Source organism: Rhodoglobus sp. G.S.4 (assembly GCF_056619605.1).
Genome location: NZ_CM152748.1, coordinates 2,642,923 through 2,658,304, shown reverse-complemented (window position 1 = coordinate 2,658,304; position 15,382 = coordinate 2,642,923). Strand labels below are relative to the sequence as shown.

18 protein-coding genes are annotated in these 15,382 nt (G+C 61.0%); 10 read left to right on the top strand and 8 right to left on the bottom strand.

Features of this window, described 5'->3' with window-relative positions; genetic code table 11:
• Positions 1–71: 71 nt before the first annotated feature.
• Positions 72–449, top strand: coding sequence for a chorismate mutase (locus tag AC061P_RS13140; protein ID WP_480391411.1), 378 nt, complete (start codon positions 72–74; stop codon positions 447–449).
• A gap of 8 nt (positions 450–457) precedes the next feature.
• Here the strand turns inward: AC061P_RS13140 and AC061P_RS13135 are convergent, their stop codons facing one another.
• From AC061P_RS13135 to AC061P_RS13125, 3 genes are read right to left on the bottom strand one after another with little or no spacing between them, the layout of a single operon-like run.
• Positions 458–1,243: a glucosamine-6-phosphate deaminase gene (locus AC061P_RS13135; RefSeq protein WP_480391410.1), complete on the bottom strand. Its 786-nt coding sequence runs from the start codon at positions 1,241–1,243 to the stop codon at positions 458–460.
• 53 nt (positions 1,244–1,296) lie between these two features.
• The gene (locus AC061P_RS13130; RefSeq protein ID WP_449647682.1) at positions 1,297–2,067 is read right to left on the bottom strand and encodes an SDR family NAD(P)-dependent oxidoreductase; all 771 of its coding nucleotides are present in this window, start codon (positions 2,065–2,067) and stop codon (positions 1,297–1,299) included.
• A complete protein-coding gene (locus AC061P_RS13125; RefSeq protein ID WP_480391409.1) occupies positions 2,064–3,251 on the bottom strand; it encodes an ROK family transcriptional regulator in 1,188 nt (395 codons plus the stop codon). Before AC061P_RS13125 ends, AC061P_RS13130 begins: the two co-directional genes overlap by 4 nt.
• A 177-nt stretch (positions 3,252–3,428) precedes the next feature.
• Between AC061P_RS13125 and AC061P_RS13120 the strand changes: the two genes are divergently transcribed.
• The 8 genes from AC061P_RS13120 (at position 3,429) to AC061P_RS13085 (ending at position 10,563) form a co-directional block, all read left to right on the top strand.
• Positions 3,429–4,202, top strand: coding sequence for an amino acid ABC transporter ATP-binding protein (locus tag AC061P_RS13120; RefSeq protein ID WP_480391408.1), 774 nt, complete (start codon positions 3,429–3,431; stop codon positions 4,200–4,202).
• Positions 4,203–4,274: 72 nt separating this feature from the next.
• A complete protein-coding gene (locus tag AC061P_RS13115; protein ID WP_449647679.1) occupies positions 4,275–5,228 on the top strand; it encodes a glutamate ABC transporter substrate-binding protein in 954 nt (317 codons plus the stop codon).
• A 30-nt stretch (positions 5,229–5,258) separates the two neighbouring features.
• Positions 5,259–5,903 (top strand): amino acid ABC transporter permease, encoded by a 645-nt coding sequence (locus tag AC061P_RS13110; protein ID WP_449647678.1) that lies wholly within the window; start codon positions 5,259–5,261, stop codon positions 5,901–5,903.
• On the top strand, positions 5,900–6,796 hold the full coding sequence (locus AC061P_RS13105; protein ID WP_480391407.1) for an amino acid ABC transporter permease: 897 nt from the start codon (positions 5,900–5,902) through the stop codon (positions 6,794–6,796). The genes AC061P_RS13110 and AC061P_RS13105 overlap by 4 nt, the downstream gene beginning before the upstream one ends.
• Entirely contained in the window at positions 6,789–7,781 is a 993-nt protein-coding gene (locus AC061P_RS13100; RefSeq protein WP_480391406.1) for an asparaginase, read from the top strand. Before AC061P_RS13105 ends, AC061P_RS13100 begins: the two co-directional genes overlap by 8 nt.
• A 1-nt stretch (position 7,782) precedes the next feature.
• On the top strand, positions 7,783–8,526 hold the full coding sequence (locus AC061P_RS13095; RefSeq protein WP_480391405.1) for a copper homeostasis protein CutC: 744 nt from the start codon (positions 7,783–7,785) through the stop codon (positions 8,524–8,526).
• Positions 8,523–9,494 (top strand): ROK family protein, encoded by a 972-nt coding sequence (locus AC061P_RS13090; RefSeq protein ID WP_449647674.1) that lies wholly within the window; start codon positions 8,523–8,525, stop codon positions 9,492–9,494. Before AC061P_RS13095 ends, AC061P_RS13090 begins: the two co-directional genes overlap by 4 nt.
• A gap of 61 nt (positions 9,495–9,555) precedes the next feature.
• The gene (locus AC061P_RS13085) at positions 9,556–10,563 is read left to right on the top strand and encodes a Gfo/Idh/MocA family protein (protein ID WP_480391404.1); all 1,008 of its coding nucleotides are present in this window, start codon (positions 9,556–9,558) and stop codon (positions 10,561–10,563) included.
• On the opposite strand, the gene AC061P_RS13080 is transcribed toward AC061P_RS13085, so the two are convergent.
• From AC061P_RS13080 to AC061P_RS13060, 5 genes are all read right to left on the bottom strand, one after another.
• Positions 10,560–10,805, bottom strand: coding sequence for a hypothetical protein (locus tag AC061P_RS13080; RefSeq protein ID WP_480391403.1), 246 nt, complete (start codon positions 10,803–10,805; stop codon positions 10,560–10,562). The genes AC061P_RS13085 and AC061P_RS13080 overlap by 4 nt on opposite strands.
• Before the next feature lie 87 nt (positions 10,806–10,892).
• Positions 10,893–11,153 carry a peroxiredoxin family protein gene (locus tag AC061P_RS13075; RefSeq protein WP_480391402.1) on the bottom strand — a complete coding sequence of 87 codons (261 nt, stop codon included), beginning with the start codon at positions 11,151–11,153 and terminating at the stop codon, positions 10,893–10,895.
• 31 nt (positions 11,154–11,184) lie between these two features.
• Positions 11,185–11,652, bottom strand: a complete 468-nt coding sequence (locus AC061P_RS13070; protein WP_480391401.1) for a DUF3237 domain-containing protein — start codon at positions 11,650–11,652, stop codon at positions 11,185–11,187.
• A gap of 2 nt (positions 11,653–11,654) precedes the next feature.
• The gene (locus tag AC061P_RS13065; RefSeq protein WP_480391400.1) at positions 11,655–12,932 is read right to left on the bottom strand and encodes a flavin-dependent oxidoreductase; all 1,278 of its coding nucleotides are present in this window, start codon (positions 12,930–12,932) and stop codon (positions 11,655–11,657) included.
• Positions 12,929–13,618: a TetR/AcrR family transcriptional regulator gene (locus AC061P_RS13060; protein WP_480391399.1), complete on the bottom strand. Its 690-nt coding sequence runs from the start codon at positions 13,616–13,618 to the stop codon at positions 12,929–12,931. The genes AC061P_RS13065 and AC061P_RS13060 overlap by 4 nt, the downstream gene beginning before the upstream one ends.
• Before the next feature lie 96 nt (positions 13,619–13,714).
• Between AC061P_RS13060 and AC061P_RS13055 the strand changes: the two genes are divergently transcribed.
• On the top strand, positions 13,715–15,376 hold the full coding sequence (locus AC061P_RS13055; protein ID WP_480391398.1) for an amidohydrolase: 1,662 nt from the start codon (positions 13,715–13,717) through the stop codon (positions 15,374–15,376).
• Positions 15,377–15,382: the final 6 nt, after the last annotated feature.

Sequence of the window (15,382 nt, the reverse complement as noted above, 5' to 3'; positions counted from 1 at the left end):
TTCCACCTTCAACTGGCCGCAGGCAGGTCATGTGGCAAACACGCAGCCCCCACACGCTCTAAAGTCGTTGTATGGCAGCAGGAGAGCAGGGCGCAGAAGACACCGGCATCGACAGCACCCCCACCGAGGTTGACCCCGAGGTTCGGGAGCAGCTGTTGGGTGCGCGACGCAGCATCGACAACATTGATGCAGCCCTCATCCATTTGCTTTCTGAGCGTTTCAAGTACACGCAGCAGGTTGGTCGGCTCAAAGCTACTAAGGGCTTGCCGGCATCTGACCCCGCTCGTGAACGCACCCAGATTGCACGGCTACGGTCGCTCGCTGAGGAATCGCACCTCGACCCGGCGTTCGCCGAGAAGTGGTTCAACTTTGTGGTCGCCGAAGTTATTCATCACCACGAACAGTTCGCCTCGGGCGGCGAGCCAACGTCTGACGAACCCAGCAACTAGACCACGAACTAGATACTCTGCCAGGCGGGTCGATTTGCCCAGGTGTAGCGGTAGTAGTCAGCATTCTGAAGCTGGGATGCCGCGGCTTCGTCGACAAGCACAGTGACGTGGGGATGCAGCTGAATTGCACTCCCGGGTTGGCTCGCGGTCAGCGGCCCCTCAACAGCCGCAGCGATCGCATGTGCCTTGCCTTCTCCGAAAGCGAGCAGCACGAGGTGTCGCGCGCGCAGAATGGTGCCGAGACCTTGAGTGAGGCAGTGCCGCGGAACATCGTCGATGCTGTCAAAAAACCGCGCGTTGTCCTGACGTGTTCGCTCGGTCAGTGTCTTGATTCGTGTGAGCGAGGCGAATGATGAACCGGGTTCGTTGAAGCCGATGTGGCCTGTGCCGCCAATTCCGAGAATCTGAAGGTCGATTCCGCCAGCATCAACGATGTCACGTTCGTAGTCGCTTCCTGCGGATTCGATGGATGCGCTGGTGTCTCCTGGCAGTCGCACCAGAGCGGGGTTGAGGCCGAGGGGTTCTACGACTTCGCGGGTGATGACCGCGCGGTAGCTCTCGGGGTGTCCTTCAGGAAGACCAACGTACTCGTCGAGGGCGAACCCTCTGACAGCGGAAACATCGAGTGGATGCTCGCGGAGGGAATGGGCCAGTGCGTGGTAAATGGGCAATGGCGTTGATCCTGTTGCGAGGCCGAGCACAGCATTCGGGCGCTGCGTGATGAGCGAACGGATGGCAGCTGAAGCGAGTGCACCTGCGTGCTCGCGGTTGTCGACAATGACGACTTCGGCCATAGGGGTACTCCTTAGAGGTGACGGTGACGAGGGGGAAACTTCGAGGCGAAGGGCTAAAACAGTGTGTAGCCGCCGTCGACCGTAACGATTGATCCGGTCATGAAACTCGACGCGTCACTGGCGAGGAGCACTGTTATTGGGCCCAGTTCTGAGGGCAGTCCGTAGCGTTTGAGCGCGGCCGGTTCAACGCACGTTGCCTGATATTCGGGCTGATCGACGGGGGATGCTTCGGTGAGGATGTAGCCCGGCGCGATCGCGTTCACGCGGATTCCGTGGGGTGCCCATTCGGCGGCGAGCGCTTTAGTGAGCTGGTGCACTCCGGCTTTTGACGCAAGGTAGGAGGCTTGCCAGCGCGGTTGGTTGACGATCTCCGCCGACATTGAACCGACGTTGACGATGGTGCCACCGCCGTGAGCGGCCATGTGGCGACCGGCAGCTCGACTGCAGTTCCACACGCCGTCAAGATTCGTAGACATCACTTCGCGCCACACCTCGTCAGCGACGTCAAACGCGGCTCCGCCAATACTGATGCCGGCATTGTTGACAAGGATGTCGAGGCTTCCGAGTTCCTGGATAACCCGCGAGATTGCCGTGTCGACAGAGCTCACATCAGTGACATCGAGGGCGATCCCGATAGCACGGATACCCAGCTGAGTTAGCTCTGCGGCAGCTGCATCCGCATCACTTTGGGCTCGCGCCGTGACGGCTACCGTAGCGCCTGCCTCACCGAGAGCCTGAGCTAGGGCGCGGCCGATGCCGCGGTTCGCTCCGGTCACGAGCGCAACCCGCCCGTCGAGGGCGAAGGAGTCGAGTACCCCGCTCATTCAGATACTCGCCGATTGACGGTTTCAGCATCGAGGAGCTTGTCGAGCACTACACGGGCGGCGCCGATGATTCCGCCGTTTTCTTTGGCCTGACTGACTTCGACTTCTAGTCCCTCGGTGGCAAGCGGGAGGCACTCTGTGTAGATTGCCGATTTCACGCCGCCGAGGAAGGCTCCAGCCTCACTCAAGGTTCCGCCAAGAACAATGCGCTGCGGGTTGGAGAAGTTGACGACTGTCGCCAGTACGGTGCCGGTGCGGATGCCCGCTTCTCGCAGCATTTGGGTGGCGAGTGGGTGTCCGTTTCGGGCGAGTTCGAGCACGTCGAGGGTGTCGCTGACGGTGACCGAAGCTGCCTGAAGGCTGGTGACGATTGCTGCCCCACCTGCGACGGCATCCAAGCATCCGTTCCTGCCGCATGAGCAGGGTGTTGCAGGTGCGCCGTGAACGGTGACGTGGCTGATATCGCCAGCCATTCCGTGGTGACCGTGGTGCAGCTCGCCGCCAACGATCACGCCCCCGCCGATGCTGGAACCTGCCTTGATGAAAACGAAGTCGTCGACATCTTCGCCGCGGCTGATGTGTTCGCCCAGCGCCATGAGGTTGGCGTCGTTATCGACAACGGCAGGTACGCCAGAAAGTCGAGTGATTTCGGCGGCGACGTCGAGCCCGTCCCATCCAGGCATTCGCGATGGTGAGGTCAGAATGCCCTCTGGCTGGCTAACGGGCCCCGGGAGACCCAACCCGATACCGATAAGTCGTTGGCCGAACGGCGCGTTTTCGGTTACCAATCGTAGCGCGAGTGCCACAACCCACGGAAGGATCACATCCGGACCTTCCGCAATGTCAATGTCGACATGATGGTCAGCAATGCGCTGTGCTCGCATATCGAAGAGCCCGAATGATGCATGGCGAGCGCCGAGGTCGACGCCAATGATGAGGCCTCCTCTGGGATCGACTTCAAGTTGCCGTGGCCGTCGGCCTCCATGAGAATCGCCATTCCCCGCCTCCCGGAGGTACCCAGCCTCGATGAGGAGTTCGACTCTCACAGCGACCGTTGTCGGGGAGAGTCCGGTTGCTCGAGCGACCTCGGCCCGAGAAGTAGCGCGGCCGTTTCTTACAAGGGTGAGGATGCCGCCCGGGGATCCAGCCGTCGTAGACGGTAGTGGTGTCGCAGGTTTCGGCATCGTGAACCAATCAGATCGGGTTGCGTACGAGTGTGGTGAGTCATGTTAGTGCATTATTGGACTAAGTATCACCAAAATTGCACACAACACAAAAAGTTAGTACGCTCAACACCACCCGAAGGCGGGTCCAGCAATACCCCCGAAATAGATGCACCGGCGCATGCAAGGAGTGAACTGATGAGCGAGAGCGAAAAGCCCCAGACACAGGCGGCGACGCCCGCAATGGTGAGCCTCCGTGCCGTCGACAAGCACTACGGCCAACTGCACGTTCTGCAGAACATCAACCTTGAGGTCGCCGAACGCGAAGTCGTTGTGGTCGTTGGCCCATCCGGTTCTGGCAAGTCCACCCTCTGCCGCACCATCAACCGACTCGAAACGATCGACTCCGGTCAGATCGCCCTCGACGGCAAGCCACTGCCCGTTGAAGGTGCCCAACTGGCCCAATTGCGCTCCGAAGTCGGAATGGTCTTCCAGTCCTTCAACCTCTTCGCGCACCTCAGCATCCTCGAGAACATCACTCTCGCCCCGATCAACGTGCTCAAAATGACCAAGGCCGACGCCAAGCGCGAAGCTCTCGAACTGCTCGCCCGGGTCGGCATCGCAGACAAGGCCGACCAGTTTCCCGCCCAACTTTCCGGCGGTCAGCAGCAGCGTGCGGCCATCGCCCGCGCCCTGGCGATGCACCCCAAAGTGATGCTCTTCGATGAGCCCACCTCGGCGCTCGACCCCGAAATGGTCGGTGAGGTTCTTGAAGTGATGACGTCACTTGCCGCAGAAGGAATGACGATGGTTGTCGTCACCCACGAGATGGGTTTTGCCCGCAGAGCTGCCCATCGCGTCGTCTTCATGGATGCCGGTCAGATCGTCGAAGAGAACACGCCGGCCGAGTTCTTTGACCACCCCGAGTCTGAGCGAGCGCGCACGTTTCTGGCGTCGATCCTCGCCCACTAACTTCTATCCCGCACAAACGCACCACTGCATCACTGAACCACGCACAATCAACCACGAGAGAAAAGGAATCACATGTTCACATCAGGATCCTCACGCCGACGGGTTGCCGTCCTCGGCGCTGCTGTCGCCGTGACGGCGCTGGCCCTCAGCGCTTGCTCCACCGACTCGTCAAGCAACGTTCCCGGTGGCAACGACGCCGCAGACATGACCGACGTTCAGGCGATGCTCGCCGGTGCGCCCGTTGCCGATGACGCCCTCTTCACCCCCGGCTCGACCATGGAGAAGATCCGCGACCGCGGAACCCTCATCGTGGGCGAAGCTCTCGACGCACCCCTGCTTTCTCAGCAGGACCCCACCAACCCGGATGATGTTGCTGGCTTCGACGCGTACCTCGCGCAGCTGCTCTCGGTCTACATCTTCGGTGAGCCCAGCGTTGAGATCGTGCCACCGGCATCCGAGACTCGTGAAGCTCTGCTCCAGAACGGCACCGTCGACGTTGTCTTCAACACCTACACGATCACTGAAGAGCGTGCCGCGCAGATCAGCTTCGCTGGACCCTACTTCAGCTCGGGACTTGCCGTTGCAGTGAAGGCCGACAACGACGACATCACGGGAATCGACGACCTCGGCGGCAAGACCGTCATCGTTGGCGCCAACACTCCGGCCGTTCTTGCCGTACCAGAAGAGCAGCCAACGGCAGAGCTCGTTGACTTCGCAACTGACCCGCAGGCAGTTCAGGCGCTCCTCCAGGGCCGTGGCGATGCTTACGTTCAGGACTACACCCTGCTCGCTAGCAACGCAGCAGCGAACTCCGACCTCAAGGTTGTTGGACAGCCGTTCACGGCTGAGCCCTACGGCATTGGTCTCGGCTTCGGCGATGCTGAGTTCAAAGAGTTCATCAATAACTGGCTCCTCGAAATCCAAGAGGGTGGACAGTGGGGCCAAGCATGGACGTACAGCCTAGGAACCGTCGTCGAATCTGAAATCCCGACGCCGCCAACCATCGGATCGGTTCCCGGCTCCTAACGAGCACGGAGCAACGCCAGGAGATAACAGATGGAAATATTCACGGAGAACGCAGGGCTTCTCCTCGACGCAATCGGCACGACGCTCCTTATGGTGCTCGTCGCCGGCGTCGGGTCCCTGATTCTCGGAGTGCTTGTGACGGTGGCTCGAGTGAGCCCCATCCCAATCCTCCGGCGGGCAGCATTCCTGTACGTGCAATTCTTCATCAACGTTCCGCTCTTGGCGTTGCTCCTCCTCGCCGTCTTTGCTCTTCCGGATGCCGGCCTCATCCTTCCGCTTCTGCCGACGGCGATCATCGTGCTCACTGTCTATGAAGCGGCCTATGTTGCCGAGGCAGTGCGCAGTGGAATCAATACGGTCTCGGTCGGACAGATCGAAGCAAGCCGTGCGCTCGGTCTTACGCTGTGGCAAAGCCTGCGGTTGATTGTTATTCCCCAGTCGCTCCGCGCCGTTGTGCAACCCCTCGGAAACGTCATGATTGCGCTCGCCATGAACACCGCTCTGGCAGCAGTCGTCGGCGTTGTTGAGCTGACGTCTCGCGTCAACAAGATCAACCTTGTCTATGCGCAGCCCATTGAAATCTTCACCGGCGCTGGTCTCGCGTACATGCTGATTGCTCTCGCCATCGGCCTCACAGCCGGCCGAATCGAACGCAAGGTGGCGATCCTCCGATGAGTACTACCAACACCAACGTTGCCTCCTACCTCTATGAGGTTCCCGGCCCCCGCGGTCGTCGCCGAATCATCATCGGCTCGATCATTAGCGCGCTCATCATCGCTGGCATCATCTTCGCCGGGCTCTGGCAGTTCGGCAGTCGAGGGCAACTCGATGCCGACAAGTGGCTCCCGTTCCTCGACCTCGCGATCTGGCAGTACCTCGGCGTAGGGCTGCTCGGAACCCTGCAAGCCGCCGCAATCGTTGCCGTTCTTGGTGCTGCCTTTGGAACGCTTCTCGCGCTCGGCCGGGTCAGCAAAATTCGGTGGCTGAGCTGGATCTGTGCCGGCTACATTGAGATCGCCCGCACCGTGCCGGTGCTGCTACTGATCTACCTGATGCTTTTTGGGCTGCCCCAGTTGGGCATCAACTTTCCGGTGCTCTGGAAACTTGCCATTCCTCTCACTCTTGCCAATGCCGCTGTCTTCGCCGAAATCGTTCGTGCGGGCATCCTGAGCTTGCCGCGTGGTCAAGCCGAAGCTGCCTTTAGCTTGGGCCTGCGCAGCAGCCAAGTCATGAGATTGGTCGTGTTGCCGCAGGCCGTGCGTAACGTCACCCCATCGCTGATCACGCAACTGGTCAGCCTGATGAAAGACACATCGCTCGGGTTTATCGTCGCGTTCACCGAGCTCCTCTACCGCGGTCAAGTGCTGTCAAGCTTCAACCACTTGCTCATTCAGACTTACCTCGTAGTGACGATCATCTATTTGCTGGTCAACGGAAGCCTTTCGGGGCTAGCCTCTCGACTGCAGAAGAAGCCCGGTCGCACCCGCACCACCGTCGCCAGCGCCACGATGGCACTGCCCCTCCCCACTCCTGGTGGGTCATCACCACAGAAAGCACCCCATGTCTGATCTCACCGCTGGCACTCTCTCCGAACTCGCCGTCATCCGGCGCTCAGGCATGATCGAGAGCCGCCATTTCGGGTCGCTCCTCGCTTTTGCTGCTGACGGGAGTGTTGCCTGGGAACTTGGCGCGCCCGATGTCGAAGTGTTGCCGCGGTCGACTGTGAAGCCCTTGCAGGCGATGGCCTGTCTCGTTGCCGGTGCCGAACTTTCGGGGCCAGAGTTGGCGATCGCCGCCGGTAGCCACACCGGAGAAGATGCCCACGTCGCCATTGTCTCCGCCATTCTTAAGCGGGCTGGGCTCGATGAACATGCACTCGGATGCCCCATCGACCGCCCGGAAGATGAAGAAACTTTTGAGCGCATGATTCGTGAGGGCGAAGGCCGCAACCGTCTCCGGATGAACTGCTCGGGCAAGCACGCCGCGATGTTGCTCGCTTGCGCTGTGAACGGATGGTCAACCGACGACTACTTGGAGCCGTCGCACCCACTGCAGCAGCAAGTTCAGAAGACGATGGCCGAAATGACCGGTGTTGTCGCTACGCATACCGCGGTTGACGGATGCGGGGCTCCCCTCTTCGGAACGACCGTGCGCGGAGTCGCAGCATCGTTCCGCGCGCTCGTGCTCGCCGACCCTGAGTCCCCCGCGGGTCGGGTCGCCGCAGCGATGCGTGAGAACCCGTTTTATGTGGGAGGCAGCGGTCACGCTAACAGCGAGCTCATGGTGAACATGCCCGGTGCGCTTTCTAAGGGTGGCGCTGAGGGTGTTATCGGAGTGGCTACGAGCGATGGTGCTGCTGTGTCAATGAAGATCATCGACGGTAGCCCGCGGGCCACCACCGTGATCGCTCTGGCAGTTCTTGACTCGCTCGGCTACGACACCGAAGCGGCCGCTCGGTTCGCTCAAGTGCCTGTGCTCGGCGGCGGAAAGCCAGTCGGTCAGATCGAAATCGGGGCCGACCTTCGTAGCGCCATCACAGCAGGGCGAGCATAACGTGACGATTTTCGAAGTATGCCTTGACGATATTGGCGGAGCACTTGATGCAGAGAAGGCCGGAGCTCAACGTATTGAGTTGTGTGCGGCTCTCGATACTGGCGGCATAACGCCCAGTCTCGGTACGGTGTCGTCGATACTTGCCTCGCTGACATCGATGACCGTGATGGTGCTGATTCGTCAACGCGGGGGAGACTTCGTGTACTCCCCGGCCGAAGTTGATGCGATGGTTGCCGATATCCACTCGATGCGGGACCTGCCTCGCGGGGAGGGCGTCACTCTGGGCTTCGTCATCGGCGCCCTCACGCCTGAGGGAACGGTGGACGTGACGGTGACGTCAGCACTTGTTGAGGCATGCCACGTGCATCCGGTCACCTTCCATAAAGCATTTGACCTTGTTGTTGACCAGCCTGCGGCCCTAGAAACGCTCATTTCTTTGGGCATTGCCCGAGTGCTGACTTCCGGCGGAGCGTCAAGTGTTCTCGAGGGTGCCGATGTTATGGCCACCCTCGTGGAGCAGGCAGGCGAACGCATTACGATTCTCGCGGGCGGTGGCGTTCGTGCGCACAATGCTCAAGAGATCCTGAACCGCACGGGTGTCTCCGAACTCCACTTTCGGGCACCCGCCGAGATCGCGAGCAATGGTTATCAGGGGGGAGCATCCGCCCTGTATGACAGCGGAAGCCGCACCGTGACGTCACCAGAACTGGTTCGCGCCATGCACGCTGCGGTGGCACCACTGTGAGTGCTGCGAGCGAGAGCGAGTTGTCCGATGTCGTTGTCGCCGTCGATCTTGGTGGCACCGCGCTAAAAGGTTCGCTGGTTTCGGCGAAGGGAGAGACGGTAGCGACGAGAACGCAACCCACCCCCGCCGAAGGAATCATCGAAGCACTGCTGTTGCTTATCGCAGAACTGCTGGATGACGCAGTGAGTCACTCGTGCCGGGTCGTTGCCGCCGGCGTTGTCACTCCTGGCATGGTCGACGAGCTTGCCGGGGTCGTTACATACGCCTCGAATCTGAACTGGCGAAACGTGCCGTTGCTCGCTGAGCTGCAAAGCAAACTCAGCATCCCCGTTGCTGTGGGGCACGACGTGCGCGCCGCGGGACTGGCCGAAAGCCGACTAGGGGCAGCTAGAGGCATTGAGGATTTCACCCTCATCCCCATCGGTACTGGAATGGCGGCGGCGCTGGTCTCCGCCACCGGCCCCATCCGTGGAGCTCTCGGAGCTGCCGGCGAGATCGGGCACATCCCGATCGTTCAGGGTGGAGAGCTGTGTGCCTGTGGCCAGCGCGGCTGCCTCGAAGTGTACGTCTCAGGTGCCGGCGTCGCTCGTCGCTATGCTGCCCGCTCAGGGCACAAACTATCATCGCGCGAGATCGTCGCTCGGCTCGGAACTGACCCAGACGCCGATGCGGTGTGGGATGACGCTACCCGAGCTTTGGCTCAGGGGCTCGCGACGGTCACGTTGCTGCTCGATCCCGGCGTCATCGTTCTCGGGGGAGGCTTCTCGCAGGCAGGCTCTGCGTTGCTCGACCCCGTTACCCACCACCTTCGTGAAAACCTCGTCTGGCGCGATGCGCCAGAGGTCGTGCTCTCTAGCCTTGGCGGGGATGCGGGCCGAATCGGCGCTGCCCTCCTAGCGTTCGCAAAAGTGGGACGCCTCGAGGTGGCGGATAGCTGGGTGCGCGACGCGGAACGAGTACCGCTCTAACCTGGTAGCCGCGCTGCTCTCGGGCGCGCGAACAGCCAGGCAACGTGTTCGAGAGGAAACAATGACAGGGATCGCGATCGTTGGTCGCGGCGCGATGGGGTCAACCCATGCCCGCGCTCTGGCATCCCTCGGCCGGGCTGAGCAGATCAAGTATGTTGTTGCCCGTACGACAGGGGGTGTGGCGGAAGCGGCACCAGCGGCATCCGTCATCAGTGACTTCGGGGTTGTGCTCAACGATCCAGAGATTGATGTGGTGTCAATTTGCACCCCAACCGGAACGCATCGCGAGCTGGCAGTGAGCGCATTGCGGGCAGGTAAAAACGTTCTGCTTGAGAAGCCGATTGCATTAACGATGGATGACGCCCTGGCTATCCGCGATGAGGCTCAACGCAGCGGAAAAGTGTTCATGGTCGCGCAGGTGGTGCGGTTCTTTGAGGGGTACCGGCAGCTTGCCGACGATGTCGCCGCCGGAAAACTTGATCGCCTCGTGTCAGCACGTGCTACCCGACTCAGCAGCAAACCCGACTGGGCGGACTGGCTGCGAGACTTTGCCGAAGCTGGCGGAATGCTCGTCGACTTTGGCATCCACGACTTCGACCAAATGAATCTGCTTCTCGGCGACCCCGTCGAGGTGTCCGCAATCGGCGAGGCAGTGACGGGCCCGGTGGAGACAACAATCACGTACCGTGACGGTGGAATTGGGCAAGTGTTGAGCTACGCCGACCTGCCAAGCGGTGCGCCGTTTCGCAGCTCTCTCGAGGTAGTGGGCACGGGAGGTTTCGCGCAGTACGAGTATGCGGCTGAAACCCTGGCTTCACGAGCGATGTCGCGCTACTCGCTCTCGGCAGTGGCGCATGACTCTCGGGTTTCCTTGGCAGCCGAGGATCCTTACGCGCGTCAGCTCGAGTACTTTCTCGACTGCGTTGCCCGAGAGGCTGAGCCGCGATTCTGCCCGACGCCGGCTGCGCTTGTGGCCCTAGAAGTTGCTCTTGCGGCAACCAGATCATTAGAGCTCGGGCGGCCGGTGCGACTGGATTCGGATTCGAATCCGGCTGCCGCTGACGCCTAGCATGCGCGGATGCCGTGCTGATCGAGCACGTCCAGGAACGTTGTCGGTTCTGGCCGTACCCGGTGGTTGTCGGTTTGCTCGGCCCAGAGCACTGTTCCGGTGCCATCGGTGATGATGACGGTCGGTACGACGGTGTCGCCGTCGGCTTGTCCTCCGGCGCTGAACATGATCGGAGTGCCGCCCGATTGCACGAGGTCGAGCGCTGCCGCAGCCGCGCCATCCGCATCAATGTAGAAGTCCACGGCAATGTCGAAGCGTTGCGAAAGCTCAACAGTGTCTTCGGGCTTTTGCGGGCTGATGATCGCGACGGCAACACCGCGTCGATCGAGTTAGCGATACTGGTCGGCGATCTGGGCCATCTGGGCCATGCAGAACGGGCACCAGTTGCCGCGAATGAACATAATCACGTGTGGTTGGTGAGTGAGCACACTGCTGTCGACAACGTCGCCATCCACTGTCGTGAGGGGAAACCGGGGTAGGGGCTCATCGACGCGCACCGGTCGCTTCGCCGTAGACCCGTTTGATGAGTTGCATGGGGTGCCGAGTTCCTTCGTGACGTTGCCGCAGAGTTCGGGTAGCGACGTAAGCACGCGGTGTGAAGCCTCACCTCGCGCTGGCACTTTACGTGACGCGATAGGCGCGGTAACGCACGGTGTCTGCTTCTCGCACACACGAGGCGACAAAGAGTGAGTGCTCGAGGTGTGCCAGCCCGGGGGCCGATGTTTCGATCCTGAGCGTGGTGCGGAAATAGTACTGGGTGGGATCGACCTCCTCGCCGAGGAGGAGGGCTTCGAGAACGTCAGGCGTACCACTGCGCACGCCCGAAACTTCGATGTAGATCAGTTCGCCCTCTGACGTCTTGGCCGAGTAGCGTCCGTCAATGTCGATGGCCCCATCCGGCCTCACGAGTTGCCAGTCGGCACCGCCGGGCAGAATCGTCGCGTTAAGCGACCCCGTGATCTGCCCGCCGACAATGTCAATCACTCGCCGGTGCCCGGCGCGCGTTAATCCATAGTCCGAAACGGTGCTGACTCGAACGGTGACATCGAAGACGGCATCAAGGCCAGGAATCGCCGGAGTGAGGGTCATCGTTAGCTCGCTGCTCGCACGACGGAGAGTGTTGGACGCTCGTTCAGTAGCTGGGGGTTGAACCCTGCCGCGCGCTTGTACTGGTCGGCGATTGCTGTCAACTCTTCGGCGGAAGCAACGTCGTTGATGTCGGCGAAGCCTTCGGGGGCGCGCTCGTAGGCGAGTTGCATGACGCGTTCTGGTCCAAGCGACCGATTGTTGAGGGTGAGTTGGGCGGTGATGGGAAGGCGAATGCGTTCGTACTCGCCGAGCGCCGCACCGATGGAATCGGCCGTGGCGAGTTGGTTGGCGATTGTCCGAGCATCAATGATTGCTTGAGACGCACCGTTTGAGCCGATCGGATACATCGCGTGGGCGGCATCGCCAAGGAGCGTTTGCTGGTCAAAGGTCCAGCGTTCGACCGGGTTGCGATCGACCATGGGATATTCGAGCACTTCGTCGGCAGCGGCAATGACGGAGGGAATGTCAATCCACTCAAATTGCCAATCCTGAAAGAGGTCGACGATGCGTTGTTTGTCGACGGCGAGATTCCAGTTATTGCGGCGTGGTCCATCATCCTCGACTCGCTTTTCGGCGATGAAGTTGATGCGCGCTAGTCCGTCGTCATCAGCTTCTGTGAGCGGATAAGCGACAAATTTTTGTCGCCCGTCCCCTGCCATAAACATTGAACGACCGTCGAGAAATGGCTTCACGCGTGCCGTGCCCCGCCAGAGCATGAGCCCGTTCCACACCGGGTCGCCTTCGTCGGGATAGTGCTGCTTGCGAATAGCACTGTGGATGCCGTCGGCGGCGATGACCACGTCGGCTTCCTCTTCACGATCAGCGCCGGTTTCGGAGCCGGCGCCAGTGCGAGTGCGGATGCGAACGAGCTGGCGGGCGCCTTTCGGCTCTGTGCTGATGACGGGCGAGCCGAGCACAATTGCACCGGGAAGCCGTGCTTCGACGGCATCTCGAAGAAGCATCTGCAGCTCTCCACGGTGCACGGAGTATTGCGGCCACGCGTAGCCAGCGGCCAGCCCACGAGGCTCGGACCAAATGAGATCGCCGAAACAGTTGAAGTAGCTCAGGGTGCTTGTCGGAACGCCAAGCGCTGCGAGCTCATCGCTGAGGCCCAGTTCGGTCAGCTCGCGCACCGCGTGGGGCAAGAGATTGATGCCGACGCCGAGCGGGCGAAGTTCGCTCACGGACTCGTAGATGGTGATGTCGGTGATCCCGACGGCGTGTAGCGAGAGTGCCGTGGCGAGGCCGCCAATTCCTGCACCGGCAATGATCGCTTTCATTGGGGAGCATCTTCCGCCGCGGGTTGGGCGGTGCGGGCGGCCGAGTCGAGAATGAGATCGACGCCAAACCGAAAGATATCCGTGTCGCGCAAACTGCGAAGCTCAGCGGCTACGGAAGCGATGTGCACGTATTTCAGCGGGTCAACGAGAAGCGGGCCGTCGAACCAAGTGTCCAGCTCTGTTTCGGTGTCGGATGTTGTGCGTCCCCGAGCGATGCCGGCGACCTCCGAGAGAATGTACGAGGAGTAGAGCGCGTAGTGGTGCACGAGCTTAGTGCCACTGAGTCCGGCCTCGGAAAGTGCGGCAAGGATGAACTCGATGGTCGCGACTTCTGCCGGCCCATTTGTTGTGAGCACTGTTGCTTCTACTGCGATCGCTGGATGCTCGACGTAGGTCTCTAGCGTGGCCGCCGCGAGATGGCGCAGTCGCTCGCGCCATCCGGAGCCTGTCGTGATCTGGCCCAACGCGGTCGCTTGAAGCTCATCGAGGAGGGCCCGCATGAGGTCATCTTTGCTTTTAAAGTGTCGATAAACCGCGGTCGGGTCGACACCGAGTTCTGTTCCTAGGGCACGCACCGAGACAGCGGTGTTGTGGGGGCGCGACGCAATTTCGAGACCTGCTCGCACGATACTGGCTCGATCTAGTCGCTTTGATGTCTGCTCTTTTGCTGAAGTTTTTGCGTCCACGTCTTCATCATAGCGAGCACCAACAACAATGTCATCACTGTTGACAACGGCGTTGCGTTCGCCCTAACATCGCCACAACCGTTCGACGACGAAGGGATGTACACGGTGGCGCAAGCAGACGTGATCTTTATTGGCGGCCAGGTCTTCACGGGCACTGGACAACCACTGATTGACCACGCGGTGGTGATCGCCGATGGGTTCATCATCGACATCGTGCCGGCGGAGTCGATCGACCTCCATCGCAGCGACGCGACACAGATCATTGATCTGCACGGCGGTCTCCTAGCTCCCGGATTCCAGGATGCGCACATCCATCCGGTCGGCGGTGGGGTGGAGCTGCTGCTGTGTTCGCTGACAGAGGCAGTAGATGCAGTAGACGCCCTCGCAATGATCGCGACGTATGCCGCTGAGAATCCCGAAGGCTGGATCAGCGGCGGAGGCTGGTCAATGGACCACTTCCCCGGTGGTGCTCCCGGGCGCCAGCTACTGGATGACATCATTGGTGACCGTCCGGTGCTGCTGAGCAGCCGTGATCACCACAGCGTTTGGGCAAGCTCTGCCGCCATTCGTGCCGCTGGTATCGATGCATCCACCCCCGATCCCATTGACGGTCGAATGGAACGCGAGGCCGACGGATCTCCCGCTGGAACCTTCCATGAAGGCGCCGGTGATCTCTTCGCCAACGCGCAGCCCGGCGTCGGAGCAGACCTCGCGTATGCAGGGTTGTTGCGGGCCCAAGAAGAGCTTCTGAAACTGGGTATTACCGGCTGGCAGGATGCCATGATCGGCGACAGCGTCGCGACCCTCCCCAGCAACTTGCCCGCCTATCGCCGGGCCATCGCTGAGGGAACGCTGCTTGCCCATGTTGTGGGCGCGCAGTGGTGGGAGCGAACCGGTGGTGCCGAGCAGATCCCGGGCATGGTGCAGCGTCGTGCTGAAGTCGAGGCGCTGGGCAGCGATCGATTGCAGCTCGGCACCGTAAAAATCATGGTCGATGGTGTCGCGGAGAATTTCACCGCAGCAATGAAGAATCCGTACCTCGATAGTCATGGGCATGCCACTGACAATTCCGGGCTCTCTTTCATCAACCCGCAACGATTGATTGAGTATGTGACCGAGCTCGATAGCGAGGGCTTCCAGCTGCACTTCCATGCGCTCGGAGATCGCGCGGTGAAAGAAGCTCTTGATGCGCTCGCGGCGGCACGCGTCACCAACGGGGTCTCCGATGGCCGTCACCACCTCGCGCATCTGCAGGTTGTCTCCGAGGACGATGCAGCACGTTTTGCCCCGCTGGATGCGATTGCCAACCTACAACCGCTGTGGGCCTGCCATGAGGCACAACTCGACGAGTTGACCCTGCCGTTCTTGCAGGAAGACTTGGCGGCACGGCAGTACCCATTCGGTGATCTGCACCGTCTCGATGCAAAGCTAGCCGCCGGAAGCGACTGGCCCGTATCAAGCCCAGACCCGATTGCGGCCATCCATATCGCGGTAAATCGCATCGCGCCAGAAATGAATGAACTTCCCCTCGGCGGAGAGCAGCAGTGCCTCGACCTCGAGACGGCCTTCGCGGCGTACACCTCCGGTTCGGCGTACGTGAACCATCGTGACCACGACACCGGCTTTATCGCGCCAGGCTATCGCGCCGACCTCGTCGTCATTGAACCCGATCCTTTCACTGTGCCAAGCAACGAAATCCATTCGAGCACCGTCGTCTCGACCTGGATCGACGGCAAGCCCGTTTACGTCCGCAACTGACCCACA